Origin of the sequence: Mesorhizobium sp. Ca11 (genome assembly GCF_020165275.1) — a bacterium.
Classification (GTDB): domain Bacteria; phylum Pseudomonadota; class Alphaproteobacteria; order Rhizobiales; family Rhizobiaceae; genus Mesorhizobium.
Map to the genome: position 1 here is coordinate 161595 of NZ_JAIUHU010000005.1, position 20695 is coordinate 182289.

Sequence of the window (20695 nt, forward strand, 5' to 3'; positions counted from 1 at the left end):
GATCAGCTTCATGCCGAGGTTTTCTATGAGCGAGCAAAATCGATGTTCCTGGCGGGAGCGCATGACGATCCTCGGCGATGTCCAGGTGGCATCCTTTCTTCCGTGGATCGAGCGCCATGCCGCCAAGCTCGGGCTCGCGCAGGAAATATGCTTTGCCGGTCCCGACCGCATTGAACTCGATATTGCCGGTCCGGCCGAACTCATCGACATGATGGAGATGGGGTGCTCTCTTGGACCAATCGATGTCTGGGTCGAGACCATCCGCCGGGCGCCGATCGAGAGCGAATCGGGCTAGGTTTCTGGGCCTGCGGCCCTCTGCTTGCCGAGGTGTCATGCACCTTTTTTAGGCATTATTGCCAGTGAGGAAATGTTGTGCAAACCTAACCCGGCGTATCGGCATATCCTTGACCGCGAAGCTTCGCTCGGGAAGATGCTGGTGCCGTTTTGAAAGTTGATGCATGCCGTCTTATCCCACCGGCTCATGGATGCCTGTTGCCCTCTCCGCGGACTTGCCGGCGGGAACCGTTATGCCGGCGCAATCCCCGGCCGGACCGGTTGCCCTTTGGCGAACCCGCTCCGGCCGTGCGGCGGCCTTCGCCGACAGATGCCCTCATCGCGGCATGCGCCTTTCCCACGGCTTCGTACGCGGTGAGACCCTGGCCTGCATCTATCACGGCTGGAGCTACGCCAAGGCGGGAAACTGCCAGCGCATTCCGGCCCATCCGGCATTGACGCCGCCGGACACGATTCGTGTCGCAACGCAGCACGTCGAGGATGGCGGCGGCATCATATGGATTTCGGTTGGCGAACCCGCCGCCGGGCCGCCGCGGTTCGAGGGCCTTGCGCCGCTCCGCTCCATGGTGGTGGAAGCGGGCATCGTGGCGCTGGAGGCGGCCGCGGGCACGACGGCCGCTGGAGACCTGCTCGACTACACCTATGATGACCGGACCGTCCGGCTGCTGCTTGCTCCCGATGGGCAGGCGCGCACGTTGATGCATGTTTTGGTGGACGAGGACAGCAATCCGGACGAGCGTATCGCCGCGTCGAGGGCCGCCGAGGCGCTGCGGCGGGCGGCCGAGGATATTGCACGCGCCGGGATCGCCCGATGACCCGCAACACGATGATCGACGGATGGTACCCTGTCGGCCTTGCTAGCCAGCTCGATGCGCATGGGCGCAGGACGGCCCTGATGGGCGAGCCGATCGCGGTGAGGCGCGGCGAAGATGGAAACGCGAAGGTCACGGGCGGCAACGGACGTGACCTGCCGGCCTGCATCCGCTATGGCCATGTCTGGTCGTCGCTCGGTAATCCACAAAAGCCGCTGTTTGCGATCCCCGAGGCCGATCAGCCGGGCCGCCGGCTCGTCGATGTCGGGGTGGTACGCGTGCGCTGCTCGCCATTGCGTGCGGTGGAGAATTTCCTGGACATCGCGCATTTTCCTTTCGTGCACACCGACATACTGGGGGCCGAGCCGCATACGGAGGTGCAGAACTATAAGGTCGAGATCCGAGAGGACGAAGACGAGGTTTGGGCCACTCAGGTGAAGTTCTACCAGCCGCAGGCCGCCAAGTCGGCGGAAGGTGGCATCACCACGGAATACATGTACCGCGTGCCCGCGCCGACCTGCTCGGTGCTCTACAAGACCTGCCCGCCTCGCCCGGCGGAATGGGACATCATCACACTTTTCGTGCAGCCACTTGCCGAGGACCTGTGCGACGTCTGGCCATGGATGGCGCTGTTCGATGACGAAACACCGATGGCCGACCTGATCCATTTCCAGCAGACGATCTTCGTTCAGGACCGATCGATCCTCGAAAACCAAATTCCGACGCTGCTCCCGCTCGATCCCGGCATGGAGATTCCCACGCGCGCCGACGTTACCTCGGTTGCCTACCGGCGCTGGCTGAAACGCCACGGCTACACCTACGGCGCGCAACTGGTGGCGCAATGAAGCTCTACGACTACGTGCTGTCGCCGAGCTGCTACAAGGTGCGCCTCATGGCTGCGCTGATCGGGGTGACGCTCGACATCCGTCCTGTCGACTTCCATCCCGGTCGCGAGCATCGCGGTCCTGAGCTCATGGCGCTCAATCCGGCCGGTTCGATCCCGATCCTGGAGGATGGCGACCTCGTGCTGACCGAATCCTCGGCCATGCTGGTCTATCTCGCCGCGAAGGCGGCACCCCAATGGCTGGGCAATGATACGGTCGGGCGGGCGGCGCGCGTCCAGCAATGGCTCTCCTTCTCGCATCGGCTGACCGCGAGCCTTGGGGCGGCGCGCTTGCACGAGATGCTGCTGCGTCCGGGCAATATCGCCGCCCTTCGGGAGCAGGGAATAGCGGCCCTGCGGGAGCTGGAAGCCGGCCTCGTCGAACAGCATATCCGCGGCCAGCGCTTCCTCGCGTCGGATCGACCGACGATCGCAGACATTGCCTGCTTTCCCTATGTTGCGCTGGCGCCGGACGGCGGCGTTTCGCTCGACCCTTATCCGGCAATCCGGCTCTGGTCACGGGCGGTCCGCAGTCTCGAGGGTTTCATCGAGATGCCGGGCATCCACCGGCTGCACGAACTGACACCCGCGCCCGTCCTCGAAGTCGGCGAGGCCTGACGTGGCGGGCTATTTGCTGAAGGGCTGCGCTGCGGCCATCGTGGACGAGGGCAACGGTCCGGACATCCGACGCAATGTCGATGTCTTGACCGACGGCCCGGCAATACGGGCCATCGGCGCAGGCCTGGACAAGGCAGAGCTGCCCGTTGGAACAATCACGCAGGACGCCGCTGGCTGGTTCGTCTATCCCGGCCTCGTCAACACCCACCACCACTTCTTTCAATGCTTCGTGCGCAACCGCGCCGATCTGGACTGGACGAAGCTGTCGGTCATCGAATGGCTCGACCGCATCTATCCCATTTTCTCGCGGCTGACTGAGGAATGCTTCTACCACGCATCGGTCACGGCGATGGCCGAGCTGATAAAGCACGGCTGCACGACGGCATTCGACCATCAGTATTGCTTTCCGCGGCAGGCGGGCAAGCGGCTGATCGACCGGCAGTTCCAAGCAGCCGAACTGCTCGGCATGCGCTTCCATGCAGGACGTGGCGGCAACACGCTGCCCAAATCGGAAGGCTCGACCATCCCCGACGCCATGCTGGAAACGACCGACGAATTCATCGCCGACTGCGCCCGGCTGATCGACGCCTACCATGAGGCCGGTCCCTTCGGCATGCGGCAGGTCGTCGTCGCGCCTTGCCAGCCGGTCAACTGCTATCGCGACACCTTCGTGGAATCGGTGGCGCTGGCGCGCGACCGTGGGGTGCGCATGCATACCCATGTCGGCGAGGGCGAAAGCCCGGTAATCGAGGCCCGTCACGGCATGCGCACGGTGGACTATTGCGCGGACATCGGCTTCTGCGGGCCGGATACCTTCTATGCCCATTGCTGGGAACTGACCCACGACGAGCTGCGCAAGATGGCCGCGAGCGGCACCGGCGTCGCCCACTGCCCGGAACCGGTCTATCTCGTCGGCGCCGAAATCACCGACATTCCGGCGATGTCGGCCTTCGGCCTCCGTGTGGGTCTGGGCTGCGACGGGGCCGCCTCAAACGACAATTCCAACCTGATGCACTGCATCCATTCCGCCTACATGCTGCAGTGCCTGTCGGCGTCGACGCGCGACCATCCGGTGCCGCCGCCGGCCGATTTTCTCGGTTATGCGACGACCGGAGGCGCGGCATTGCTCGGACGCGGCGACATCGGCAGGCTGGCGCCCCGCATGGCCGCCGACCTTTTCGCCATCGACACGCGGCGCATGGACTATGTCGGCACACGGCACGATCCGCTGAGCCTGCTGGCCAAGGTGGGCATCGGCGCGCCGACGGACATGACCATGATCAACGGCCGCATCGTCTGGGCCAAAGGCGAATTCCCGGGGCTCGACGAGGCCAGGCTGTTCGCGCAAGCCGAGGCGGCGCTTGCGACGGTGGAATTTTAGAAACCAAAAACAAGGGGAACCGACATGCTGACAAATCTTACCCGCAGAACATTGATGAAAGGCGCGGCCGCCTCTGGGCTCGTCGTGGCAATGGGCGGTCGCGCGCTTGCCGCCGACGAGCCTCTGGGCATCGTGCTCGTGGTCCCGTCGCCGGTCGGCGATGTCGGCTGGGGCCGTGCGCTCGCCGACGGGCTTGAGCCTGTGAAGGCAGCCTACGGCGACAAGGTGAAGGTGACCATCATCGAGAACATACAGGAAGGACCCGATGCCGACCGGATCATGAACAAGGCGGTCGCCGACGGGAACAAGTTCCTGGTCGCCGGCTCCTTCGGCTATCAGAACGGCGCCCTGCAGATCGCGCGCCGCAACCCCGACGTAACCGTGCTGCACGCTTCCGGTTTCCAGGTGGCGCCGAACTTCTCGCCCTTCGCGGCCCAATATTCCCAGGGTACCTACCTTATGGGCATGGCGGCAGCCGCGCTTTCGAAGACTGGCAAGCTCGGCTCGGTCTCTGCCTTCGCCATTCCCGAGCTGATCACCTCCATCAACGCTTTCACGCTGGGAGCGCAGGCGGTAAAGCCCGATGTCGAGGTTTCGGTCGTATGGGTGAACTCCTGGTTCGATCCGGCCAAGGAGCAGGAGGCCGCCAAGGCGCTGCTCGCTCAGAAATGCGACGTGATCTTCTCTAACGCGCAGGACACGCCCTCCGTCGTCTCGGCCTGCGAAGAGGCCGGCGTCCCCGCCTTCAACCTCAACTCGTCGATGAAGAAATACGCGCCCAAAACCTATCTCGGCTGCGTGGCGACCGACTGGTCGCCCTTCTTCAAGGCCTCGGTCGACGCCCACATCGCCGGCACCTTCAAGGGCGCAAACGCTTTCCTGGGTGTGGGCGACAAGGTGGTCGAGGTTGTTGACTGGAACCCGGGAATCCCGGCCGACATGATGGCCAGAATCAAGGACGTTGAAGCCAAGATCGCCGACGGCAGCTTCTCGCCCTTTACCGGTCCGATCGTCAAGGCCGACGGCAGCGAGGGCGTGCCCGCCGGCAAGACGATGACCGGGGCCGAGATCGTTGCCATGGACTGGCACGTCAAGGGTGTCACCACGCCGCTGCCCAAGTGACCGTGACCGTCCCGCTCCTGTCGCTGCGCGGCATCTCCAAGAGCTACGGCCAGATCCATGCCAATCGAGACATCGATCTGGATGTGGCTCCACGCTCGATCCATGCGATCCTCGGGGAAAATGGAGCGGGCAAGTCGACGCTGATGAAGCTGATCTACGGCGTCGAGCAGCCGGACGCCGGAATGGCGACCTGGAAAGGAGACCCCCTGGCCCTCGTTTCCCCCGCGGATGCGAGGCGCAAGGGGATCGGCATGGTCTTCCAGCATTTCTCCCTGTTCGAAACACTGACGGTGGTGGAGAACATCCGCCTGGTCGTGCCCAAGGGCAAATCGGATCTCGCGGAACACATCCGTGCGCTCGGCCGCGACTTCGGACTCGAGATCGATCCGCTTGCCCATGTGCACGCGCTCTCGGTAGGAGAACGGCAGCGGGTGGAGATCATTCGCTGTCTGATGACCGAACCCCAGCTCCTGATCCTCGACGAACCGACCTCTGTCCTGCCGCCGCAATCGGTGGACAAGCTGTTCGAGACTTTGCGGCGGCTGCGCGACGGCGGCGTTTCGATCCTGTTCATCTCGCACAAGCTGGAGGAGATCCGGGCGGTCTGCGACCGAGCGACCATCCTGCGCGGCGGGCGCGTCACCGGCCACGTGGACCCGCGCGACCATGACGCGCACGACCTCGCCCGCATGATGATCGGCCGCGACATGCCGCAGCCCATGCCGGCGTTGGCGCATTCCGGCGGCGAACAGCGCCTCGAAATCGTGGGCCTGGACCATCAGCCCGATGATCCCTTCGCCGTGCCGCTTTGCGACGTCAATCTGACGGTGCGTGCCGGTGAGATCCTCGGGATAGCGGGCATATCGGGCAACGGGCAGAGCGAACTCGCGGCGCTGATCTCTGGCGAAACGGTGCTGCCGCGCCAAAAGTCCGATTGCATCTACATGATGGGAAAGGATGTCGGCGCGCTCGATACGGCCGCCCGCCGCCGGCTGGGCTTCGCTTTCGTACCGGAGGAACGGCTCGGCCGCGGCGCGGTGCCGGAAATGTCGCTCGTCCTCAACAGCCTTCTGACCGCCCATCCATTCGGCCTGCTGAAACGCGGCCTTGTCGACACAGCCCGGGCGAAGGCTTTCACCGAGGACTGCATCCGGCAATACGACGTGCGCACGCCCGGTTCCGAAGCGGAGGCCGGCGCGCTTTCGGGGGGCAATCTGCAAAAGTTCATCGTCGGCCGCGAGATCATGCTGTCCCCGAAATTGCTGTTCGTGGCGCAACCCACCTGGGGCGTGGACATCGGCGCGGCCTCCGCCATCCGCCGGCGCCTTGTCGCCCTGCGCAACGAAGGCATGGGCATCCTCGTCATCTCGGAGGAGCTGGAGGAACTGTTCGAACTCTGCGATTCGATCCAGGTGATCCATCAGGGCCGGCTGAGCCCGCCGCTGGTGACGCGCGATACCAGACCCGAGGAGATCGGCCGCTACATGATCGGCGCGCATTCGATGGTCAGGAAGGTCCCGGCATGAGCGCTCTCTCCGGTCCGTTCCTTCCCCTTCTGGTTCGCCGGGAGCATGCCTCGCTTCCCGTCAAACTGATCGCCCCGCCGGTCGCGCTCGCCCTGGCGACGCTGCTTAATCTCGGCCTCTACCTCCTGATGGGCCGCGATCCGGTCGCTGTTTTCCACGCGATGCTTCTGGAGCCGTTCCTGTCCTGGGCCTCGTTCTCGGAAGTTCTGCTGAAGACGGGGCCGCTCCTGCTGATCGCGCAGGGGCTTGCGATCGGCTTTCGCGCGAAGGTCTTCAACATCGGCGCCGAGGGCCAGTTCATCCTCGGCGCGATCTTCGCATCCGCCATTCCCGTCTGGTTCCCGCAGGCAACGGGCCAGTGGATCTGGCCATCGATGCTGGTCATCGGCGCGCTGGGCGGCGCGCTGTGGGCGTCGCTAACGGCCTTCTGGCGCGTGAAGCTCAACGCAAACGAGATTCTCGTGTCGCTCATGCTGGCGCTCGTTGCCGCGCAATTGCTCAATTATCTGCTTCTCGGCCCCTGGAAGGATCCGAATGGCTTCAACTTCCCGCAATCGGTGATGTTCCAGTACGACGCGATGGTGCCGATCCTGATCCCCGGCACCCGCGTCAACGTCTCGCTGCTTGTCGCCTGCGCCTTCTCCCTCGGCGCCTGGGTGTTCATGCAGAGGAGTTTCGCGGGGTACAAGCTGCAGGTCGGCGGCCTCGCGCCGCGCGCCGCCGGATACGCTGGCTTCAACGAAGGACGCGCGATCTGGCTTTCGCTCCTCGTCGGTGGCTTCGCGGCAGGCCTCGCCGGAGCGGCCGAGGTCGCCGGGCCGCTCGGACAGTTGCAGCGCTCCATCTCGACCGGCTACGGCTATGCCGCCATCATCGTCGCCTATCTCGGAGGCCTTCACCCCGTCGGTATCGTCTTTTCCGCGTTGCTCATGGCGGCCCTCTATATCGGTGGCGATAACGCCATGGTCTCGGCAAATCTGCCGGTCGCTGCGGTCAGGGTCTTCCAGGGCAGCCTGCTGCTTGCCTATCTTGTCGCCATCGCCTTCGTCCGCTATCGGCTCGAATGGCGCCATGCCGCCCACGCAAGCACGCCATGAACGCCGTGGAGTTCATCATCGCCGGGATGTTGGCGGCGGCTACGCCGTTCCTTCTGGCGGCGCTCGGCGAACTGGTGGCAGAGCGCGCCGGGGTCCTCAATCTCGGTGTGGAGGGCCTGATGGCCCTCGGCGCAGTCATCGCCTTCATCATCGTCTATCAAGGCGGCGGGCATCTCCTGGGTTTCCTCGCCGCTGGTATCGCCAGCGCCGCTCTTTCCCTTGTCTTTGCGGTCGTGGCGCTGGGATTCCGGGCGAACCAGGTTGCGACGGGCCTCGCCATAGGCATCCTCGGCCAGGGCCTGTCGGCGCTGTTCGGCAAGAGTTTTGAGAGCCTCACGGTCAAAGGGCTTCCGAAGCTCTCATTGCCCTGGCTTTCAGATATCCCGGTCATCGGCGGCCTGTTCAGCCAAGACATTGTCGTGTGGCTTTCGCTCGCTGCGACCGTCGCCATTTGGGCGGTGTTCGCCTACACCAAGACCGGCCTCGTCATCCGCGCCGTTGGCGAGAATCCCAAGGCGGCCCGTGCGCTCGGCTATCCGGTAATCGCCGTGCGCTTCGCCGCGGTCGCTTTCGGCGGCGCGTTGGCGGGTTTTGCCGGTGCCTACGCGGCCGTGGTCTACACTCCGCTCTGGGCCGATGGCATGATCGCCGGGCGCGGCTGGATAGCGATCGCGCTCGTCGTCTTCGGCACTTGGCTTGCCAGCCGTATCTTCCTTGGTGCTTGCCTCTTCGGCGCCGTGTCCCTCGCAAGCCTCGCGGCCCAGACAACTGGGCTCGACGTTTCCTCGCAACTTCTATCGAGCCTACCTTATCTCGTGACAATCGTCGTGCTGGGCATCATTTCTTCGAACCGGCGTCTGCTCAAGCTCAACGGCGTGGCTTCGCTGGGAGAGCCTTTCGAACCATAGTGTCGCTCGCCGCCCGGGCGCTATAACCCGACATCTGAGCTCAGGTCGCACCATACCCCTGGCGCATGAAGGGTTGACGAGTTTGAGAATGCCGAGCAGCTCGCCGCATAGCTCGGCATGGACCTCGCCGCGCTTGTCGCCGGGCGTGAGCACGATCTCTCCTATCAACGAGCGCAGCGCAGCGGCGGCCGGACGTCCACGGTTGCCCTGGGCAGCGCGAAGCTGATGATAGACGGGCACCACCTCAATCGTCCGCTCGGTTCAAGGCTGTCTGGAATCGCCCTTCGGCCCTCTTGGTGGAGATCGGCAGCGCCTCTGTGGACACAATTGAGCCACCCGACACGACCGTGCGCTACCGTTAGCGAGCCTGAGCACTGGCGGCCTACGATGAGTCACTGACGAGGCAAGCTGGAACAACTGAGGCCCGCTTTGGTTTTCTCTTTGCTTTCCTCTTTTTTGGACGACTCACATGGAACCTGCTGTCACCGATCGCGTCGAGATCAAGAAATACAATCATCCGACCGGCGGATGGGGCTCGCTCAAGTCTCTGATCCGCAACGCGCGGGACCAGGGGCTGCTGCTGTCCGACATATGGAGCACGTTGCTGAAGCAGAACAAGGCGGACGGCTACATGTGCGTCTCCTGCTCATGGGCGAAGCCGGCCGAGCCGCGGCCTTTCGAGTTCTGCGAGAACGGCGCCAAGGCAACGATGTGGGAGCAGACCAGCAGGCGCTGCGAGCCGTCCTTCTTTTCCACCCATCGAGTGACCGAACTCCTGGATTGGCCGGATCACGATCTTGAGAAACAGGGACGCCTGACGGAGCCGATGCGCTATAACCGCGCCACCGACAAATACGAGCCTGTGGCGTGGCCGGACGCGTTCAGCGATATGGGCGCTCAACTTAGGCGCCTCGACCCGAAGTCCGTGGTCTTCTACACGTCCGGACGCGCCTCGCTCGAGGCCTCGTTCATGTATCAGCTCTTCGCCCGCATCTACGGCTCTTCGAACCTGCCCGATTCCTCGAACATGTGTCACGAGTCGACGTCGGTCGGCCTACCGGAATCGATCGGCTCTCCTGTCGGCACGGTGCAATTGGAGGACTTCGCCAAATCCGACATGATGTTCTTCTTCGGCCACAATACCGGTGTCACCGCGCCGCGCCTGTTACACCCCATCGAGGACGCTCGCCAGCGCGGTGTCCCGGTGATCACCTTCAACCCTCTGCGGGAGCGGGGCTTGGTGAGATTCAAGAACCCACAGAACCCGGTCGAGATGCTGTCGCCAGGGCCAGGGACGAAGATGTCGAGCGATTTCTTCCAGATCCGGGCGGGCGGGGATATTGCGGCCATGACTGGTATCGCCAAGGCTGTGCTGGCGCTCGATGACGCAGCCCGAGAGCGAGGCGGAAAACGCGTCCTCGATACCGCTTTCATCGAGGAGCATACATACGGCTTTGCCGACTTCGAAGCCTATCTGCGCGCGACCGATTGGGAAGACATCGTTCGACGTTCCGGCATCTCGCGGGCTGATCTCGAACATGTCGCTGAAATATACAGTTCGGCCAATGCGGTCATCGGCAATTACGGCATGGGGCTCACTCAGCATCGCCACGGCACCGAGAATGTGCAGATGCTGTGCAACCTGCTGCTCATGCGCGGCAATGTCGGCAAGCCCGGAGCCGGCATATCGCCGTTGCGCGGACACTCCAACGTGCAGGGACAGCGAACGGTCGGCATTTCCGAAAAGCCGGAGCTTGTTCCGCTCGACAAATTTCGCGACTTCTACGGCTTCGAGCCGCCGCGGGATAAGGGGCTCGATACCGTCGAGACGTGCGAGGGCGTGATCGACGGGCGGGTTCGCGGTTTTGTCGGACTCGGCGGTAATTTCGTGCGGGCCGTTCCGGAAACCGGATTGGTCGAGAAGGCCTGGCGGAACCTCGACCTGCACGTCGAGATCGCGACCAAGCTCAACCGCAGCCATTTGATCGCCGGGAAAGCCACGTATCTGCTGCCATGCCTGTCTCGGCTGGAGAAGGACATTCAGGCCAGCGGGCCGCAATGGGTCTCGATGGAGGATTCGACCGCCTGCATTCACGGCTCCTTCGGGTCGCGGCGAAAACCGAGCGAGCATCTCATGTCCGAGCCGAGCATTGTGGCGGAACTCGCCAAGGCGACCGTCGCCGGCATGAGTTCGGTTCCCTGGGACGACTGGGTCGCTGACTATTCCCGCATCCGCGACGAGATCGAGCGCTGCTTCCCGGCACATTTCAAGGATTTCAACAAACGCTTCCTCACGCCGGGTGGATTCCATCGCGACATCAAGGCGTCGAAGCGCGTCTGGGAAACGCCGAACAAAAAGGCGAATTTCAAGCTGCCCACCACGCTAGAAACCGACCCCGACATCGATGTGTCGGGCGAGGACGTACTGACGCTGATCACAGTACGGTCGAACGACCAGTTCAACACGACCGTGTATGGTTATCGCGATCGGTTGCGCGGCATCATCGGAACGCGAATGGTCCTGCTGATGAACGAGGAAGACATCCGACGGATGGGGCTCAGCGCCGGGCAGGAAGTCGCTCTCGAGGCGCATGCCGATGATGGCGTCGAGCGGCGGGTGGGAGGCCTGCGGGTCACGCCTTACTCCATACCAAGCGGCAACTGCGCCGGTTATTATCCCGAACTCAATCCTTTGATTCCGCTGTGGCACAGGGCTCATAAAGCGCACGTCCCGGCGGCGAAGTCGGTGCCGGTGAGGATCGTCGCATAGCTTCAGGTCCAGGCCGAGAGAAACGTCTCCATGTCGACGGTCTCGACTTGTTGCGCGAAGCGCTGGAGGTAGACGGTCATCAGGCGTCGCGCGTGGCGTCGGAAGAACTGCGCGATCCCGGCCGTATCACAACCTCGGCAGCCAATAGAGCACGGCATAGAGGGGCAGCCATGAGAGCACGACGAAATACCAGTAGAAAGCATTGTCTTCGGCATCGCTGAAGCGTTTGCCCGTTCCGTGCCGCGTAAACATCAGCACGGCCAGGACCAACGTGTCGGCGACGTCAGTGAGCACGTGCACGCCATGCAGGCCGAGAAGGAGCCAGACAAAGGAGCCATAGGCATTGTCGCTCCAGCGTACCGGCAAGGCCGAGAATTCCATGATGCGCAGCCCGATAAGCACCAGCCCAATCGCGCTCATGATCAGCAGCAGCAGACGGACCGAGCGCAAGCTCTCCCGCATCGCTGCTCGCTTGATCAGGAAATTCGGCAGTGCGCTGACGACAAGGACGAGCGTGAAGAGCGCCGACCAGAGCAGGCTCAAAGGCACCGCGTCCTTCGCCCAGTCCTTGTTGGTGACGGCCAGGTAGAGATAGCCTCCGATGCCGAGGGCGAAGCCAGTTCCCTCCAGCAGGCAGAACGAGAAGGTCCCCCACCAGGGGGTGACACGCGAACCGAAGGCATAGGTCGGCAAACCCGAGACATCGATGACGCTGCGGGCCATCTAGACATTCTCCTCGATGGTTTTCGGCCAGAACCAGGCGACCAGCACGATGGCGACGACGGGCGAACCCCAAGTAACCGCCCAGGGCGTGTAGATCGAGCCGATGAACGCGACGGCTGTGGCAAACGCCGCCAGAAAGGGCCAGATCGAGGGCGCCGGCGATTCCTCGCGAATGTCAGGCCGGGCCTCCGTGACGCTCGTCACGAGCAGTTCGCGCTCATCAACCTTGAGGCCGCCGACCACCGCCTTGTCGTCGCCCTGATCCCATAGCGGCGAGCCGCTTGTGACGCAGGGAATGCGATCGAAGTTCTGCGGCTGGGGTGGCGAGCTGGTCGCCCACTCCAACGTGTCGGCACCCCAAGGATTGTCGCCGGCAAGGGCGCCCGAGCGGGCGCTGGCAATCATGTTGTAGAGCATGAGCAGAAAGCTTGCGAAGAACAGCAGCGCGCCGGCGCTGGCGAGCAGGTTGAGCCCGCCCCAGCCCATCTCCGCAGGGTAAGTGTAGACCCTGCGCGGCATGCCATGCAGGCCGAGCAGGTGCATCGGAAAAAACGTGACGTTGAAACCAGTGAAGGCGAGGACGAACTGCCATTTGCCAAGCCGCTCATCCATGAGCCGGCCCGTCACTTTCGGGAACCAGTAGTAGACGGCCGCGACAAGCGGAAAGACGGTGCCGCCTATAAGCACGTAATGGAAATGAGCGACGACGAAATAGGTGTCGTGCACCTGCGTATCGATTGGCACCGACGCCAGCATCACGCCGGAGAGCCCGCCGGCGACAAAGATGAAGAAGAAACCGAGCACGAAGATCAACGGCGTCTTGAGCACCGGCTTGCCGTCCCACAGCGTCGCGATCCAGCAGAATATCTGGACCCCGTTTGGAATGGCTATAGCCATGCTGGAGGCGGTGAAGAATGCGGCGCCGATTTCAGGCAGGCCGGTCACGAACATGTGGTGAACCCACAAGCCAAAGGACAAAAAGCCGATCGCGATCAGCGACAGCACCATCGGCAAATAGCCGAAGACCGGCCGCCGGGAGAATGTCGCCACGATCGCCGACACGAAAGCGGTTCCAGGCAGGAAGATGATGTAGACTTCGGGGTGACCAAAGAACCAGAAAAGGTGCTGCCAAAGCAGCGGATCGCCGCCCGCGTCCGGATTGAAAAACTGCGTGCCGACCAGCCGCTCCATGATCAGCATAGACGAGGCGAGCATGATCGCCGGCATGGCGAAGATGATGATGAAGGAATGGACGAGCATCGTCCATACGAAGAGTGGAATGCGGTCGAGCGTCATGCCCGGCGCGCGCTGCTTCAGGACTGTGACGACGATCTCCACCGAGACTGCGAGCGCCGCGACTTCGGTAAAAGTGATCATCTGCGCCCAGTAGTCCGGCCCCTTGCCTGGAGTGAAATTCAGATTTGCGAGGGGCACATAGGAGAACCAGCCGACATCAGGGCGGATGCTCAACGCGAAAGCGCCCCACAACATCAGGCCGCCGAACAGATAGACGTAGTAGGAGAAGGCATTGAGACGCGGAAAGGCGATGTTGCGGGTGCCGACCATGAGCGGCACCAGATAGACGGCGAACGCCTCGCCGACCGGCACCCCGAACAGGAACATCATCGTCGTGCCATGCATGGTGAAAAGCTGGTTGTAGAGCTCGGCGTCGACGAAGTGGCTGTCCGGCCGTGCGAGCTGCAGCCGCATGATGATCGCCATGATGCCGCCGGCCAACAGGAAGACGAAGGCAGTGACGGCATAGCGGATGCCGATGATCTTGTGATCGACTGTCGAAAGAATGCCTATCAGACCACGCGCCGTGCCCCAGGTCTTGCTCAGCCTTGCGCGCAGCTCCTCGTCACCCAGATCGGTGTCACGGGTTTCGTGACGTTCTTCGACCGTCTGGCTCATCGCGAATGCTCCGAAAGGGCGGGGGATGGAGACGATGCAGCGGAAGCAAAGACATTTTGTTGCTTCGTAAGATGAGCCATCGGCCTTGCCGGCGCGGCCTGTTTTGCGCGCCAGCGTTCGAATTCGCTCGGCTCCAGCGCCACCACGAAGATCGCCATATGCGCATGCTGCTGACCGCAGAATTCGGCACATTGGCCGCGGTACACGCCGGGCTTATCCGCTTGGATACGGAGTTCATTGCTTTTGCCTGGAATGAGATCGAGCTTGCCGGCAAGGCTCGGTATCCAGAACGAGTGGATCACGTCACCTGTGGCGAGCTTGATATCGACCGCGCTGCCTACCGGAATGCGAATCTCGTTTGCCGTCTCGAAACCATTCTTTCCTTCGTAGCGGACCTGCCACCACCATTGGTGCCCTATGACGGATATTGTTACGGCCGCCCCGGCCTCATCCCTGAAAACCATCCTTTGTCCGTCGAAGCTGAGCACGGTCAGGCCCGAGAGAATGATGACTGTCGATGCCAGCATCGCAGCAAAGGCGATACGCACCTGCCGTTTGACGGCTGGACGCGCTTGCGCCGGTTCGCCGCGACTATCTCGCCGGCGTGTCAGCGCGAAGAACAACCCGGCCATGGTGACCAGCCAGACAAGTCCGAGCACGGCCGTGAATATCCAGAACAGAACAGCAAGAGCGTCGGCCTGCTCGCCGTGCGGATTGAGGGCCGACTGCACACCGGTGCAGCCAGAGGCGAGAGCGCCGGCTGCAGCCGGAAGGCTGGCCAACGCCCGCCAATTGGAGGCTCTCCGAAACAGACGAAACACAAGATCCGGAACTCGCCGGTCCCGTTCCGTGTTGTGGGCTTCGTAAAGTGCCGAAGAGGCTGAGCCGTGAGTCTGAAACGCGATATCAGGATTTTCCGCGAACACGGGTTCTACGTTGCGACACTCCTCGCCTTCTGCCTGATCGGCGGCGTTCTTCTGTTCTGCGGCATCTACGCGCCATAGCTGCGACAGGAGGCCGGGACAGGCTGCAGTCCCGAAATTCCATGTCTCGTAAGGCCGCCGGAAGTGCATTCAGCCTGGTTCACCCGCAAAGGATGCTTCAGCCGGCTGTCTGCTCAGGCCGTCTGTGCGGAGTTGGAACTGGCAGGATGGGATAAAGTTCCTTGAACCGATTTCGAGGCGCCTTGTACAGCAGGCGCATTGTGCTCACCGAGGACCTTCAGCACGTCTGGAAAAATAGGCCGATACCGCTTGTATATCGTCGTCCGTGAGGCGTTGGGCTGCGGTAGCCATGATATGCCAGAACGGCGTGCCGCCTCGGTCCTCGGACCGGAACAGCTTCAGCTGCCGCTCCAGGTAAGCAGCACGCTGACCGTCGAGGCGCGGATAGATCGGATTTTTGTCGGAGCCGAGATGGCAGCCGGAACAGGCAGGCACGTTCCGCTCCGGAATTCCGGCCTCAGCGATTTGCTGTCCCTTGTTGATCACCTCCGCCGAAACTTGATCGCGGTCCGCTGATACCGGCGGCTGCGCCGCGAAATACCGGGCAAGCGCAGCCAGATCGGCGGGGTCGACACCAGTCACCGGCAGAGCCATGAAGCCGCTCGTGCGATCGCCTTTGGCATAGGCCTGAAGGCTGGCGAGCAGGTAAGCTTCTTTCTGCCCGGCCAGCACGGGCACGGCGTCACCCCTGCCCTCGCCGTCGCCTGCGTGGCAGCGCATGCAGTCGGAGAGAACATCCGGGGTGGCGGGTTGCCGATCGCTGCTGGTAGCATCGCTGCCATTGAAGGCAAGCGCTCGAAATTCATTCGGATTGAGCTTTGGAAGTTCCCGCAGGAAAGCAACCATTGCCCAGACCTCGTCATCGCGGTCGCGGGCCGGCCAGGCGGGCATGCCGGTGAACCGTATTCCATGCTTGACGATCCGAAAAAGCTGGGCGTCGGTCCAATCTCCGACCGTGAGCGCAAGATCCGGTGGTTGCGGAAGCATCCGCAGCACTGCCGGCGAGCGGAGCTCGCCAGGTGCGCCGTGGCAGATCGCGCAGCCTCGCGCGAAATGTCCGGCTGCCGCCGGGAGCCCCCGCCGGTCGAGCGTTTTCGGTGCGTCCACGGCCAATGCATAGGTGCGTACGGCCGAGCGCATGGCGAGTTGAAGGAACCAGGCCGTCACCTTCCAATGGCCGCTGCTGGCGCCGACGTTGAAAAAGCCGATCCATGCCCCAAGCAACAAGACGACAGGCAAACCGATGGCGCCGAATACGACATGCTTCACGCGGATCATCATCGGCTGGTTCGCCACGCGAACGGCGTCTTCTTCGGCAGTAGCATTGGACGACGCTGTCCCGAATTCGGTACGAGAACCAGGCGTCATTGCAAGGCTTTCAAATATCGCGCGATCGTCTGGATTTCGGTTTGCGGCAGCATGTCGAACGCCGGCATTTTCACGCCTCGCTTAAACAGATCAGGGCGAGCGACAAAACGTGCAATGGCTTCCTCGGTGTTAGGCAGGACCCCGGCGCCAATCGCTGATCGCGATCCGACATGGGAAAGGTCCGGGCCAATCGTCCCGCGGGCCTCGGTGCCTCTTATTGTATGGCATGCACCACAACCGTTGCTCAGGAACAGCGACAGCCCGCTGCCCGGCGGGTCTTGGGATGCGGTTAGGTTCGAGAATTGCGGCGCAGCCGAAGTCGCGGGCTCGATCGGAGGTTTGACGACCTTCGCTTGTTGATGCCCGAGTTCCTCGGCTGCGACCCAGTTGCTGGCATAGGCAAGAAACCAAAATGCGAAGCCTACCAGAAGGCCGGCGTTTGCTGACATGACAACCGCTCCCGCGCTTTAACTTTGCAGGATGGGCGAGGTTCCATTCCCGCGGGCGCCGGGGCTGCGGTCTTTTGGTGGCCAACCGCTAGCGAAGGCGGTGATTCAGCCTGGGGACCTTTTCCAGTCGAACACGTCGAACACGTCGAAGCCGATCATAGTTATTCGTCGAGAATCCTTCTAAGGACCCGGGCAAGTTGCGCAAAAGACTGCTGCCACAGATTATCGAGAAGGCACCGATTGCGGCCGGGAGGCCCTGGGGTTGCCGCGGAAGGCGGTCCTACTTGGAATCTCGATTCTTGTTATGGGCACTTTCTTGATTTTTGCCGCGAAGGATATTGCGATCGTCTGGATCGACCAGGTCAGGCGTATCGCCCCTGAGGCTCGACCCCTTCCGCCGTGCCTCGCGCTCCGCCGCCGACCGCTTCAGCTCCGCTTTGGCCTCGAATTCCTTGGGCGCGTTCTTCGTATTCTCACGCTTCTCGATGACACGTATCTGCTGATCGTGGGTGGTGCGTCCAGTCATTGCTCGCTCCTGTCTTTTTGACGGTAACGGCAGTTGGACTCGATCGTTCCGCATACGAGGAGTTTCCTTGGGCATAAATGCAATATGGCAAGAGTAGCGGCCTTGGCGTCGGCAAGTCCGGGCTCATCTGGACAGACGGCGCGCCCGCGGATCGGTGCAAAGCGTCTCGGAGGACATCGGGAGACCGCTGCCTCAACTGTCGCGCTGATGGAGGGGAGCGGGACTTGTGCGAGAATTGCCAATATCTTCTAATCCCGAAAGCTCGTTATCGGAGCAGAGCAGCCGCGGGTGCGCCGGATCGGTAATGTCGAGCTTGTCCCAAGGTATGCGATAGAGGCCCGACCTGCGACGCAGCTTGAAAAAATCGAGCAATGCGGTGCCGACGGTCGACGCGGACAGACGTTCGAACGCCGCGAAGATGCCGATATGGAATTCGGTGACGACGAGATCGTCACCATCCTGCTCGGCGATGATCTCCTCGATGTAGCCGATGCTCTTGCCGCTTTCTGAGCACACGCGCCGACCGGCCAGATGCTCGAGGTTTACATTCGTCATCGTCAGGCTCCCGGGATCCGGCCGACGACGTGATCGCGCAACCAGTGCTGCCAGGCAAAGATCTTCGTCCTGCGAACGTCGATATCGAATTCGATGTCGACGCCGATGTCGCGCACCTTGTGCCACGCGATCCGGTGCGGCCGTGCCTGGCGCTTGCCGCCAAGCTTTGCCGCGAGCCGCGCGGTCCATCGGCCTGGCTGCGCGCCAAGCCGACGCGCCAGCGCGATCGAGCCAAGCTCGATCGCAATGACCCTGGGCGGCTTGCCTTGCCTCAGCTCGGCGACCAGGCCATCAACCTTGCCGATCTTGACCTGCTCGCGATCGACGACCTGCTTGTCCAATATATCGCGCAGCAGCTGCATCATGTGCCTCCGAATATCTGCAGCGGAATGGTCACCACCGCCAGCACGAAGCCGAGCGCGATGACGAAGATCACGGCCGCGTTCGAAATGACACCGTTGCGATGCTTGCCGACATAGCGGTCGTCGTTCAGCAGGAAAAGGAACGGAACGACCGTCAGCGGCAGGCTGGCCGCGGTCAGCGCCATCGAGAAGATGGTGAGCTTCAACGGGTCGAGGCCGAACGCTATCGGAACGGCGGCGAGGAAGAGCGTCAGCGTGTAGACGAGGCTGAAGCCAGGATCGTCGCGCGGCTTGAGATCCTCACCCCAGTTCCAGCCGAACCCCTGGGCGACGAGATAGGCTTGCTGCAGAGCCACTTCGAGGGCGGCGCCGAAGCAGGCGATGGCCAGCGAAGCAACGAAGAGGACAAAACCCCAGAACCCGAATATCGGGATCAGCATCAGCGGAAGCTGGTTATAGTCATCCACCTGGTTCACGCCATGAGCGCCCAGCACGAGCGCGGCCACGATGAGCACGCCCACGGAGATCGTGCCACCGAAGCTCATGCCGAGGCCGGCAATCGCTCGATTGGTGCCGAGGTAACTCTTGTCCCATTGGTCCTCGATCGCGCCCGACGAATAGAACATGAAAAGGTAAGGCGAGATCGATGCGCCGAGAATGCTGACGGCCATGAACCAGTAGGTCGCCGTGTCGTGCTGCGGCAGGCTGGGCACGGCCCCGACCGCCACCTCTTTCCATTCAGGGCGCAGCATCAAGGCCGCGACGACGAAACAGAGGGTGACGAGGCCAAGCATCGACACCCCTTTCTCTATGAGGCCGAACGTGCCCTTCCACAGCAGCAGCCACGCCAGGAAAGCGACCGGCAAGGCCCACCACTGGAAGCTGATCCCCGTGGCAAGCTCGGCAGCGACGGCAACACCGCCTATCTCGGCGGAAAGCACCAGGAAGTTGACCAGCAAGACTGCAAGCAGCGGCCAGATGAACGCATTGAAGCCGAACCTCTCGCGGATGCCGTCAGCAATGGTGTGATGGCTGACCGCGGCGAAGCGGCCGGCCATCTCGACCAGGAAGATGATGCAGATGGTACCGAGCACCACCGCCCAGATGAGCTGGTAGCCGAACAATGCACCGGCCTGCGCCGCCGTCGCCATCGAGCCGACCTCCAGGAAGCCGCCGACGCTGGTCACGACACCGAGTGAAATTTCAAGCAGCTTCTTCATTGCTGCTGCGCAAAATACTGGCGATAGGCCGCGGCGAGATCCGCTTGCGCGGCGCGAAGATCCTGCCGCGCCTGTCTGGCCTGGATCTGCTGTTCAGCCTTAACGGCGCGCTCGGCCGCGGCTGCTGCGATCGTCAGCCGGCCGACCGCCGACTTCAGCGCGTCCCGCTTTGCGATATCGGATGAGGGGGCCGATTGAACTTGCCGGTCGGCGTCACCAAGCGTGCCGGCAAAGGATTGCAGGGCCGCAGATGCATAGTGCGGCGGTGCGGCGCCGGAAAGCCAGGCATTGATCACCAATACCGCCGCCTCCCCCGTCGAGGCGGCAAGCTTCGATTGCTGTTCGACGGTTTCAGATGAGGAGCAGGAGGCAAGCGCCAGTGCAAGCACCGGTAGTAAAAGCAGACTCCGCCAGGCAATGCTGCTCAATTGCTTCCTCTCGCTGCTTCTTCAAACATGAAGATAAGGCAGCATCGATCGGAAGGTTCCACTCACTTGGACGGCAGTGTCCGTTGGCGCAGTTCCGGCAACTCGTCTACTGATGAGTTGCTCAACTTCGCTTCGAAAGCTGTAGTCATCGACCTGCCAGCTCGAGCGCTGGCGAAGACCTTTTCTCATGCAGCGAGACGGCTTGAGGACACGATGGGGTGGCTCGACTTTGACAGTGCGACGCAACAGAAGAATGCATGATCGATCGAACGATTTCTAAGCCTGAAGGTCGACCCAGAGTACCCTCTGACCTGACGCGACACACCGATGGAACATGTCGACGCAGATCGGCCCCGCGCTGTCATTGAAGCCATTTTTCGAGCTGTTCGACGCTCTTTGGAGCTAATCGAAGGGAGCTAAGACGCCCAGCGGCTCGGTCTGCTCGTCGGTCTTGACCAGGATGGCGCGTTCGGCGCCCATGGCGAGCGCGGTGCGCAGCGTCTCCTGCGGCTGTTGCGGGCCGATCGACACGACGATGATCTCTTCAGCCTTGCCGGCTTCCTTGATGCGGATGGCTTCTTCGACCGCGATCTCGTCGAACGGGTTCACCGCCATCTTGACATTGGCAAGCTCGACGCCCAGTCCGTCGGCTTTCACTCGGACCTTGACGTTGGCGTCCACAACCCGCTTCACGGGCAAGGATCTTCATTTCCGTTTTCTCTAAAATCAAATTGG

At 62.5% G+C, this 20695-nt stretch carries 20 protein-coding genes and 2 pseudogenes; 10 read left to right on the plus strand and 12 right to left on the minus strand.

Annotation, left to right across the window (positions count from 1 at the left end; genetic code table 11):
* The first annotated feature begins 25 nt into the window (after positions 1-25).
* The 10 genes from LB538_RS11095 (at position 26) to LB538_RS11140 (ending at position 11411) form a co-directional block, all read left to right on the plus strand.
* Positions 26-295: an acylphosphatase gene (locus tag LB538_RS11095; RefSeq protein ID WP_224523003.1), complete on the plus strand. Its 270-nt coding sequence runs from the start codon at positions 26-28 to the stop codon at positions 293-295.
* Between the two features lie 163 nt (positions 296-458).
* On the plus strand, positions 459-1109 hold the full coding sequence (locus LB538_RS11100) for a Rieske 2Fe-2S domain-containing protein (RefSeq protein WP_224523004.1): 651 nt from the start codon (positions 459-461) through the stop codon (positions 1107-1109).
* The gene (locus LB538_RS11105) at positions 1106-1951 is read left to right on the plus strand and encodes an aromatic ring-hydroxylating oxygenase subunit alpha (protein ID WP_224523005.1); all 846 of its coding nucleotides are present in this window, start codon (positions 1106-1108) and stop codon (positions 1949-1951) included. The genes LB538_RS11100 and LB538_RS11105 overlap by 4 nt, the downstream gene beginning before the upstream one ends.
* The gene (locus tag LB538_RS11110; protein ID WP_224523006.1) at positions 1948-2607 is read left to right on the plus strand and encodes a glutathione S-transferase family protein; all 660 of its coding nucleotides are present in this window, start codon (positions 1948-1950) and stop codon (positions 2605-2607) included. Before LB538_RS11105 ends, LB538_RS11110 begins: the two co-directional genes overlap by 4 nt.
* 1 nt (position 2608) lies before the next feature.
* Complete coding sequence (locus LB538_RS11115) at positions 2609-3988, plus strand: amidohydrolase (protein WP_224523007.1); 1380 nt, start codon at positions 2609-2611, stop codon at positions 3986-3988.
* Between the two features lie 27 nt (positions 3989-4015).
* Positions 4016-5110 (plus strand): BMP family ABC transporter substrate-binding protein, encoded by a 1095-nt coding sequence (locus LB538_RS11120; protein ID WP_224523351.1) that lies wholly within the window; start codon positions 4016-4018, stop codon positions 5108-5110.
* Between the two features lie 2 nt (positions 5111-5112).
* Positions 5113-6636 (plus strand): ABC transporter ATP-binding protein, encoded by a 1524-nt coding sequence (locus LB538_RS11125; protein ID WP_224523353.1) that lies wholly within the window; start codon positions 5113-5115, stop codon positions 6634-6636.
* Positions 6633-7733, plus strand: coding sequence for an ABC transporter permease (locus LB538_RS11130; RefSeq protein WP_224523008.1), 1101 nt, complete (start codon positions 6633-6635; stop codon positions 7731-7733). The genes LB538_RS11125 and LB538_RS11130 overlap by 4 nt, the downstream gene beginning before the upstream one ends.
* Positions 7730-8641 (plus strand): ABC transporter permease, encoded by a 912-nt coding sequence (locus LB538_RS11135; RefSeq protein ID WP_224523009.1) that lies wholly within the window; start codon positions 7730-7732, stop codon positions 8639-8641. Before LB538_RS11130 ends, LB538_RS11135 begins: the two co-directional genes overlap by 4 nt.
* A 469-nt stretch (positions 8642-9110) precedes the next feature.
* On the plus strand, positions 9111-11411 hold the full coding sequence (locus LB538_RS11140) for an FdhF/YdeP family oxidoreductase (RefSeq protein ID WP_224523010.1): 2301 nt from the start codon (positions 9111-9113) through the stop codon (positions 11409-11411).
* A gap of 2 nt (positions 11412-11413) precedes the next feature.
* Here LB538_RS11140 and LB538_RS11145 read toward each other — a convergent pair.
* From LB538_RS11145 to LB538_RS11200, 12 genes and pseudogenes are all read right to left on the minus strand, one after another.
* A pseudogene (locus LB538_RS11145) lies at positions 11414-11523 on the minus strand (cysteine hydrolase); the annotation flags it as partial.
* 14 nt (positions 11524-11537) lie between these two features.
* Positions 11538-12134 (minus strand): heme-copper oxidase subunit III, encoded by a 597-nt coding sequence (locus LB538_RS11150; RefSeq protein ID WP_095768617.1) that lies wholly within the window; start codon positions 12132-12134, stop codon positions 11538-11540.
* Complete coding sequence (ctaD, locus tag LB538_RS11155) at positions 12135-14048, minus strand: cytochrome c oxidase subunit I (protein WP_224523011.1); 1914 nt, start codon at positions 14046-14048, stop codon at positions 12135-12137. It abuts the gene before it with no gap.
* Positions 14045-14830 (minus strand): cytochrome c oxidase subunit II, encoded by a 786-nt coding sequence (gene coxB, locus LB538_RS11160; RefSeq protein ID WP_224523012.1) that lies wholly within the window; start codon positions 14828-14830, stop codon positions 14045-14047. Before coxB ends, ctaD begins: the two co-directional genes overlap by 4 nt.
* 426 nt (positions 14831-15256) lie before the next feature.
* Positions 15257-16420, minus strand: coding sequence for a c-type cytochrome (locus tag LB538_RS11165; protein ID WP_224523013.1), 1164 nt, complete (start codon positions 16418-16420; stop codon positions 15257-15259).
* Positions 16417-16869: a c-type cytochrome gene (locus LB538_RS11170; RefSeq protein ID WP_224523014.1), complete on the minus strand. Its 453-nt coding sequence runs from the start codon at positions 16867-16869 to the stop codon at positions 16417-16419. Before LB538_RS11170 ends, LB538_RS11165 begins: the two co-directional genes overlap by 4 nt.
* Before the next feature lie 280 nt (positions 16870-17149).
* A complete protein-coding gene (locus LB538_RS11175) occupies positions 17150-17395 on the minus strand; it encodes a hypothetical protein (protein ID WP_224523015.1) in 246 nt (81 codons plus the stop codon).
* A 192-nt stretch (positions 17396-17587) separates the two neighbouring features.
* Complete coding sequence (locus LB538_RS11180) at positions 17588-17950, minus strand: hypothetical protein (protein ID WP_224523016.1); 363 nt, start codon at positions 17948-17950, stop codon at positions 17588-17590.
* 2 nt (positions 17951-17952) lie between these two features.
* Complete coding sequence (locus tag LB538_RS11185) at positions 17953-18312, minus strand: hypothetical protein (RefSeq protein WP_224523017.1); 360 nt, start codon at positions 18310-18312, stop codon at positions 17953-17955.
* On the minus strand, positions 18312-19532 hold the full coding sequence (locus tag LB538_RS11190) for an NRAMP family divalent metal transporter (protein ID WP_224523018.1): 1221 nt from the start codon (positions 19530-19532) through the stop codon (positions 18312-18314). The genes LB538_RS11185 and LB538_RS11190 overlap by 1 nt, the downstream gene beginning before the upstream one ends.
* Positions 19529-19960 carry a hypothetical protein gene (locus LB538_RS11195; protein ID WP_224523019.1) on the minus strand — a complete coding sequence of 144 codons (432 nt, stop codon included), beginning with the start codon at positions 19958-19960 and terminating at the stop codon, positions 19529-19531. The genes LB538_RS11190 and LB538_RS11195 overlap by 4 nt, the downstream gene beginning before the upstream one ends.
* Positions 19961-20380: 420 nt before the next feature.
* Positions 20381-20659 (minus strand): annotated as a pseudogene (locus tag LB538_RS11200) (electron transfer flavoprotein subunit beta/FixA family protein); the annotation flags it as partial.
* Between the last annotated feature and the right edge of the window lie 36 nt (positions 20660-20695).

Coding starts and splice junctions, on each gene's coding strand:
- LB538_RS11185 (WP_224523017.1), bottom strand. CDS start 18,312: ATGCAGCTGCTGCGCGATATATTGGACAAGCAGGTCGTCGATCGCGAG.
- LB538_RS11100 (WP_224523004.1), top strand. CDS start 459: ATGCCGTCTTATCCCACCGGCTCATGGATGCCTGTTGCCCTCTCCGCG.
- LB538_RS11180 (WP_224523016.1), bottom strand. CDS start 17,950: ATGACGAATGTAAACCTCGAGCATCTGGCCGGTCGGCGCGTGTGCTCA.
- LB538_RS11190 (WP_224523018.1), bottom strand. CDS start 19,532: ATGAAGAAGCTGCTTGAAATTTCACTCGGTGTCGTGACCAGCGTCGGC.
- LB538_RS11165 (WP_224523013.1), bottom strand. CDS start 16,420: ATGACGCCTGGTTCTCGTACCGAATTCGGGACAGCGTCGTCCAATGCT.
- LB538_RS11175 (WP_224523015.1), bottom strand. CDS start 17,395: ATGACTGGACGCACCACCCACGATCAGCAGATACGTGTCATCGAGAAG.
- ctaD (WP_224523011.1), bottom strand. CDS start 14,048: ATGAGCCAGACGGTCGAAGAACGTCACGAAACCCGTGACACCGATCTG.
- LB538_RS11110 (WP_224523006.1), top strand. CDS start 1,948: ATGAAGCTCTACGACTACGTGCTGTCGCCGAGCTGCTACAAGGTGCGC.
- LB538_RS11170 (WP_224523014.1), bottom strand. CDS start 16,869: ATGTCAGCAAACGCCGGCCTTCTGGTAGGCTTCGCATTTTGGTTTCTT.
- LB538_RS11105 (WP_224523005.1), top strand. CDS start 1,106: ATGACCCGCAACACGATGATCGACGGATGGTACCCTGTCGGCCTTGCT.
- LB538_RS11150 (WP_095768617.1), bottom strand. CDS start 12,134: ATGGCCCGCAGCGTCATCGATGTCTCGGGTTTGCCGACCTATGCCTTC.
- LB538_RS11135 (WP_224523009.1), top strand. CDS start 7,730: ATGAACGCCGTGGAGTTCATCATCGCCGGGATGTTGGCGGCGGCTACG.
- LB538_RS11095 (WP_224523003.1), top strand. CDS start 26: ATGAGCGAGCAAAATCGATGTTCCTGGCGGGAGCGCATGACGATCCTC.
- LB538_RS11140 (WP_224523010.1), top strand. CDS start 9,111: ATGGAACCTGCTGTCACCGATCGCGTCGAGATCAAGAAATACAATCAT.
- LB538_RS11130 (WP_224523008.1), top strand. CDS start 6,633: ATGAGCGCTCTCTCCGGTCCGTTCCTTCCCCTTCTGGTTCGCCGGGAG.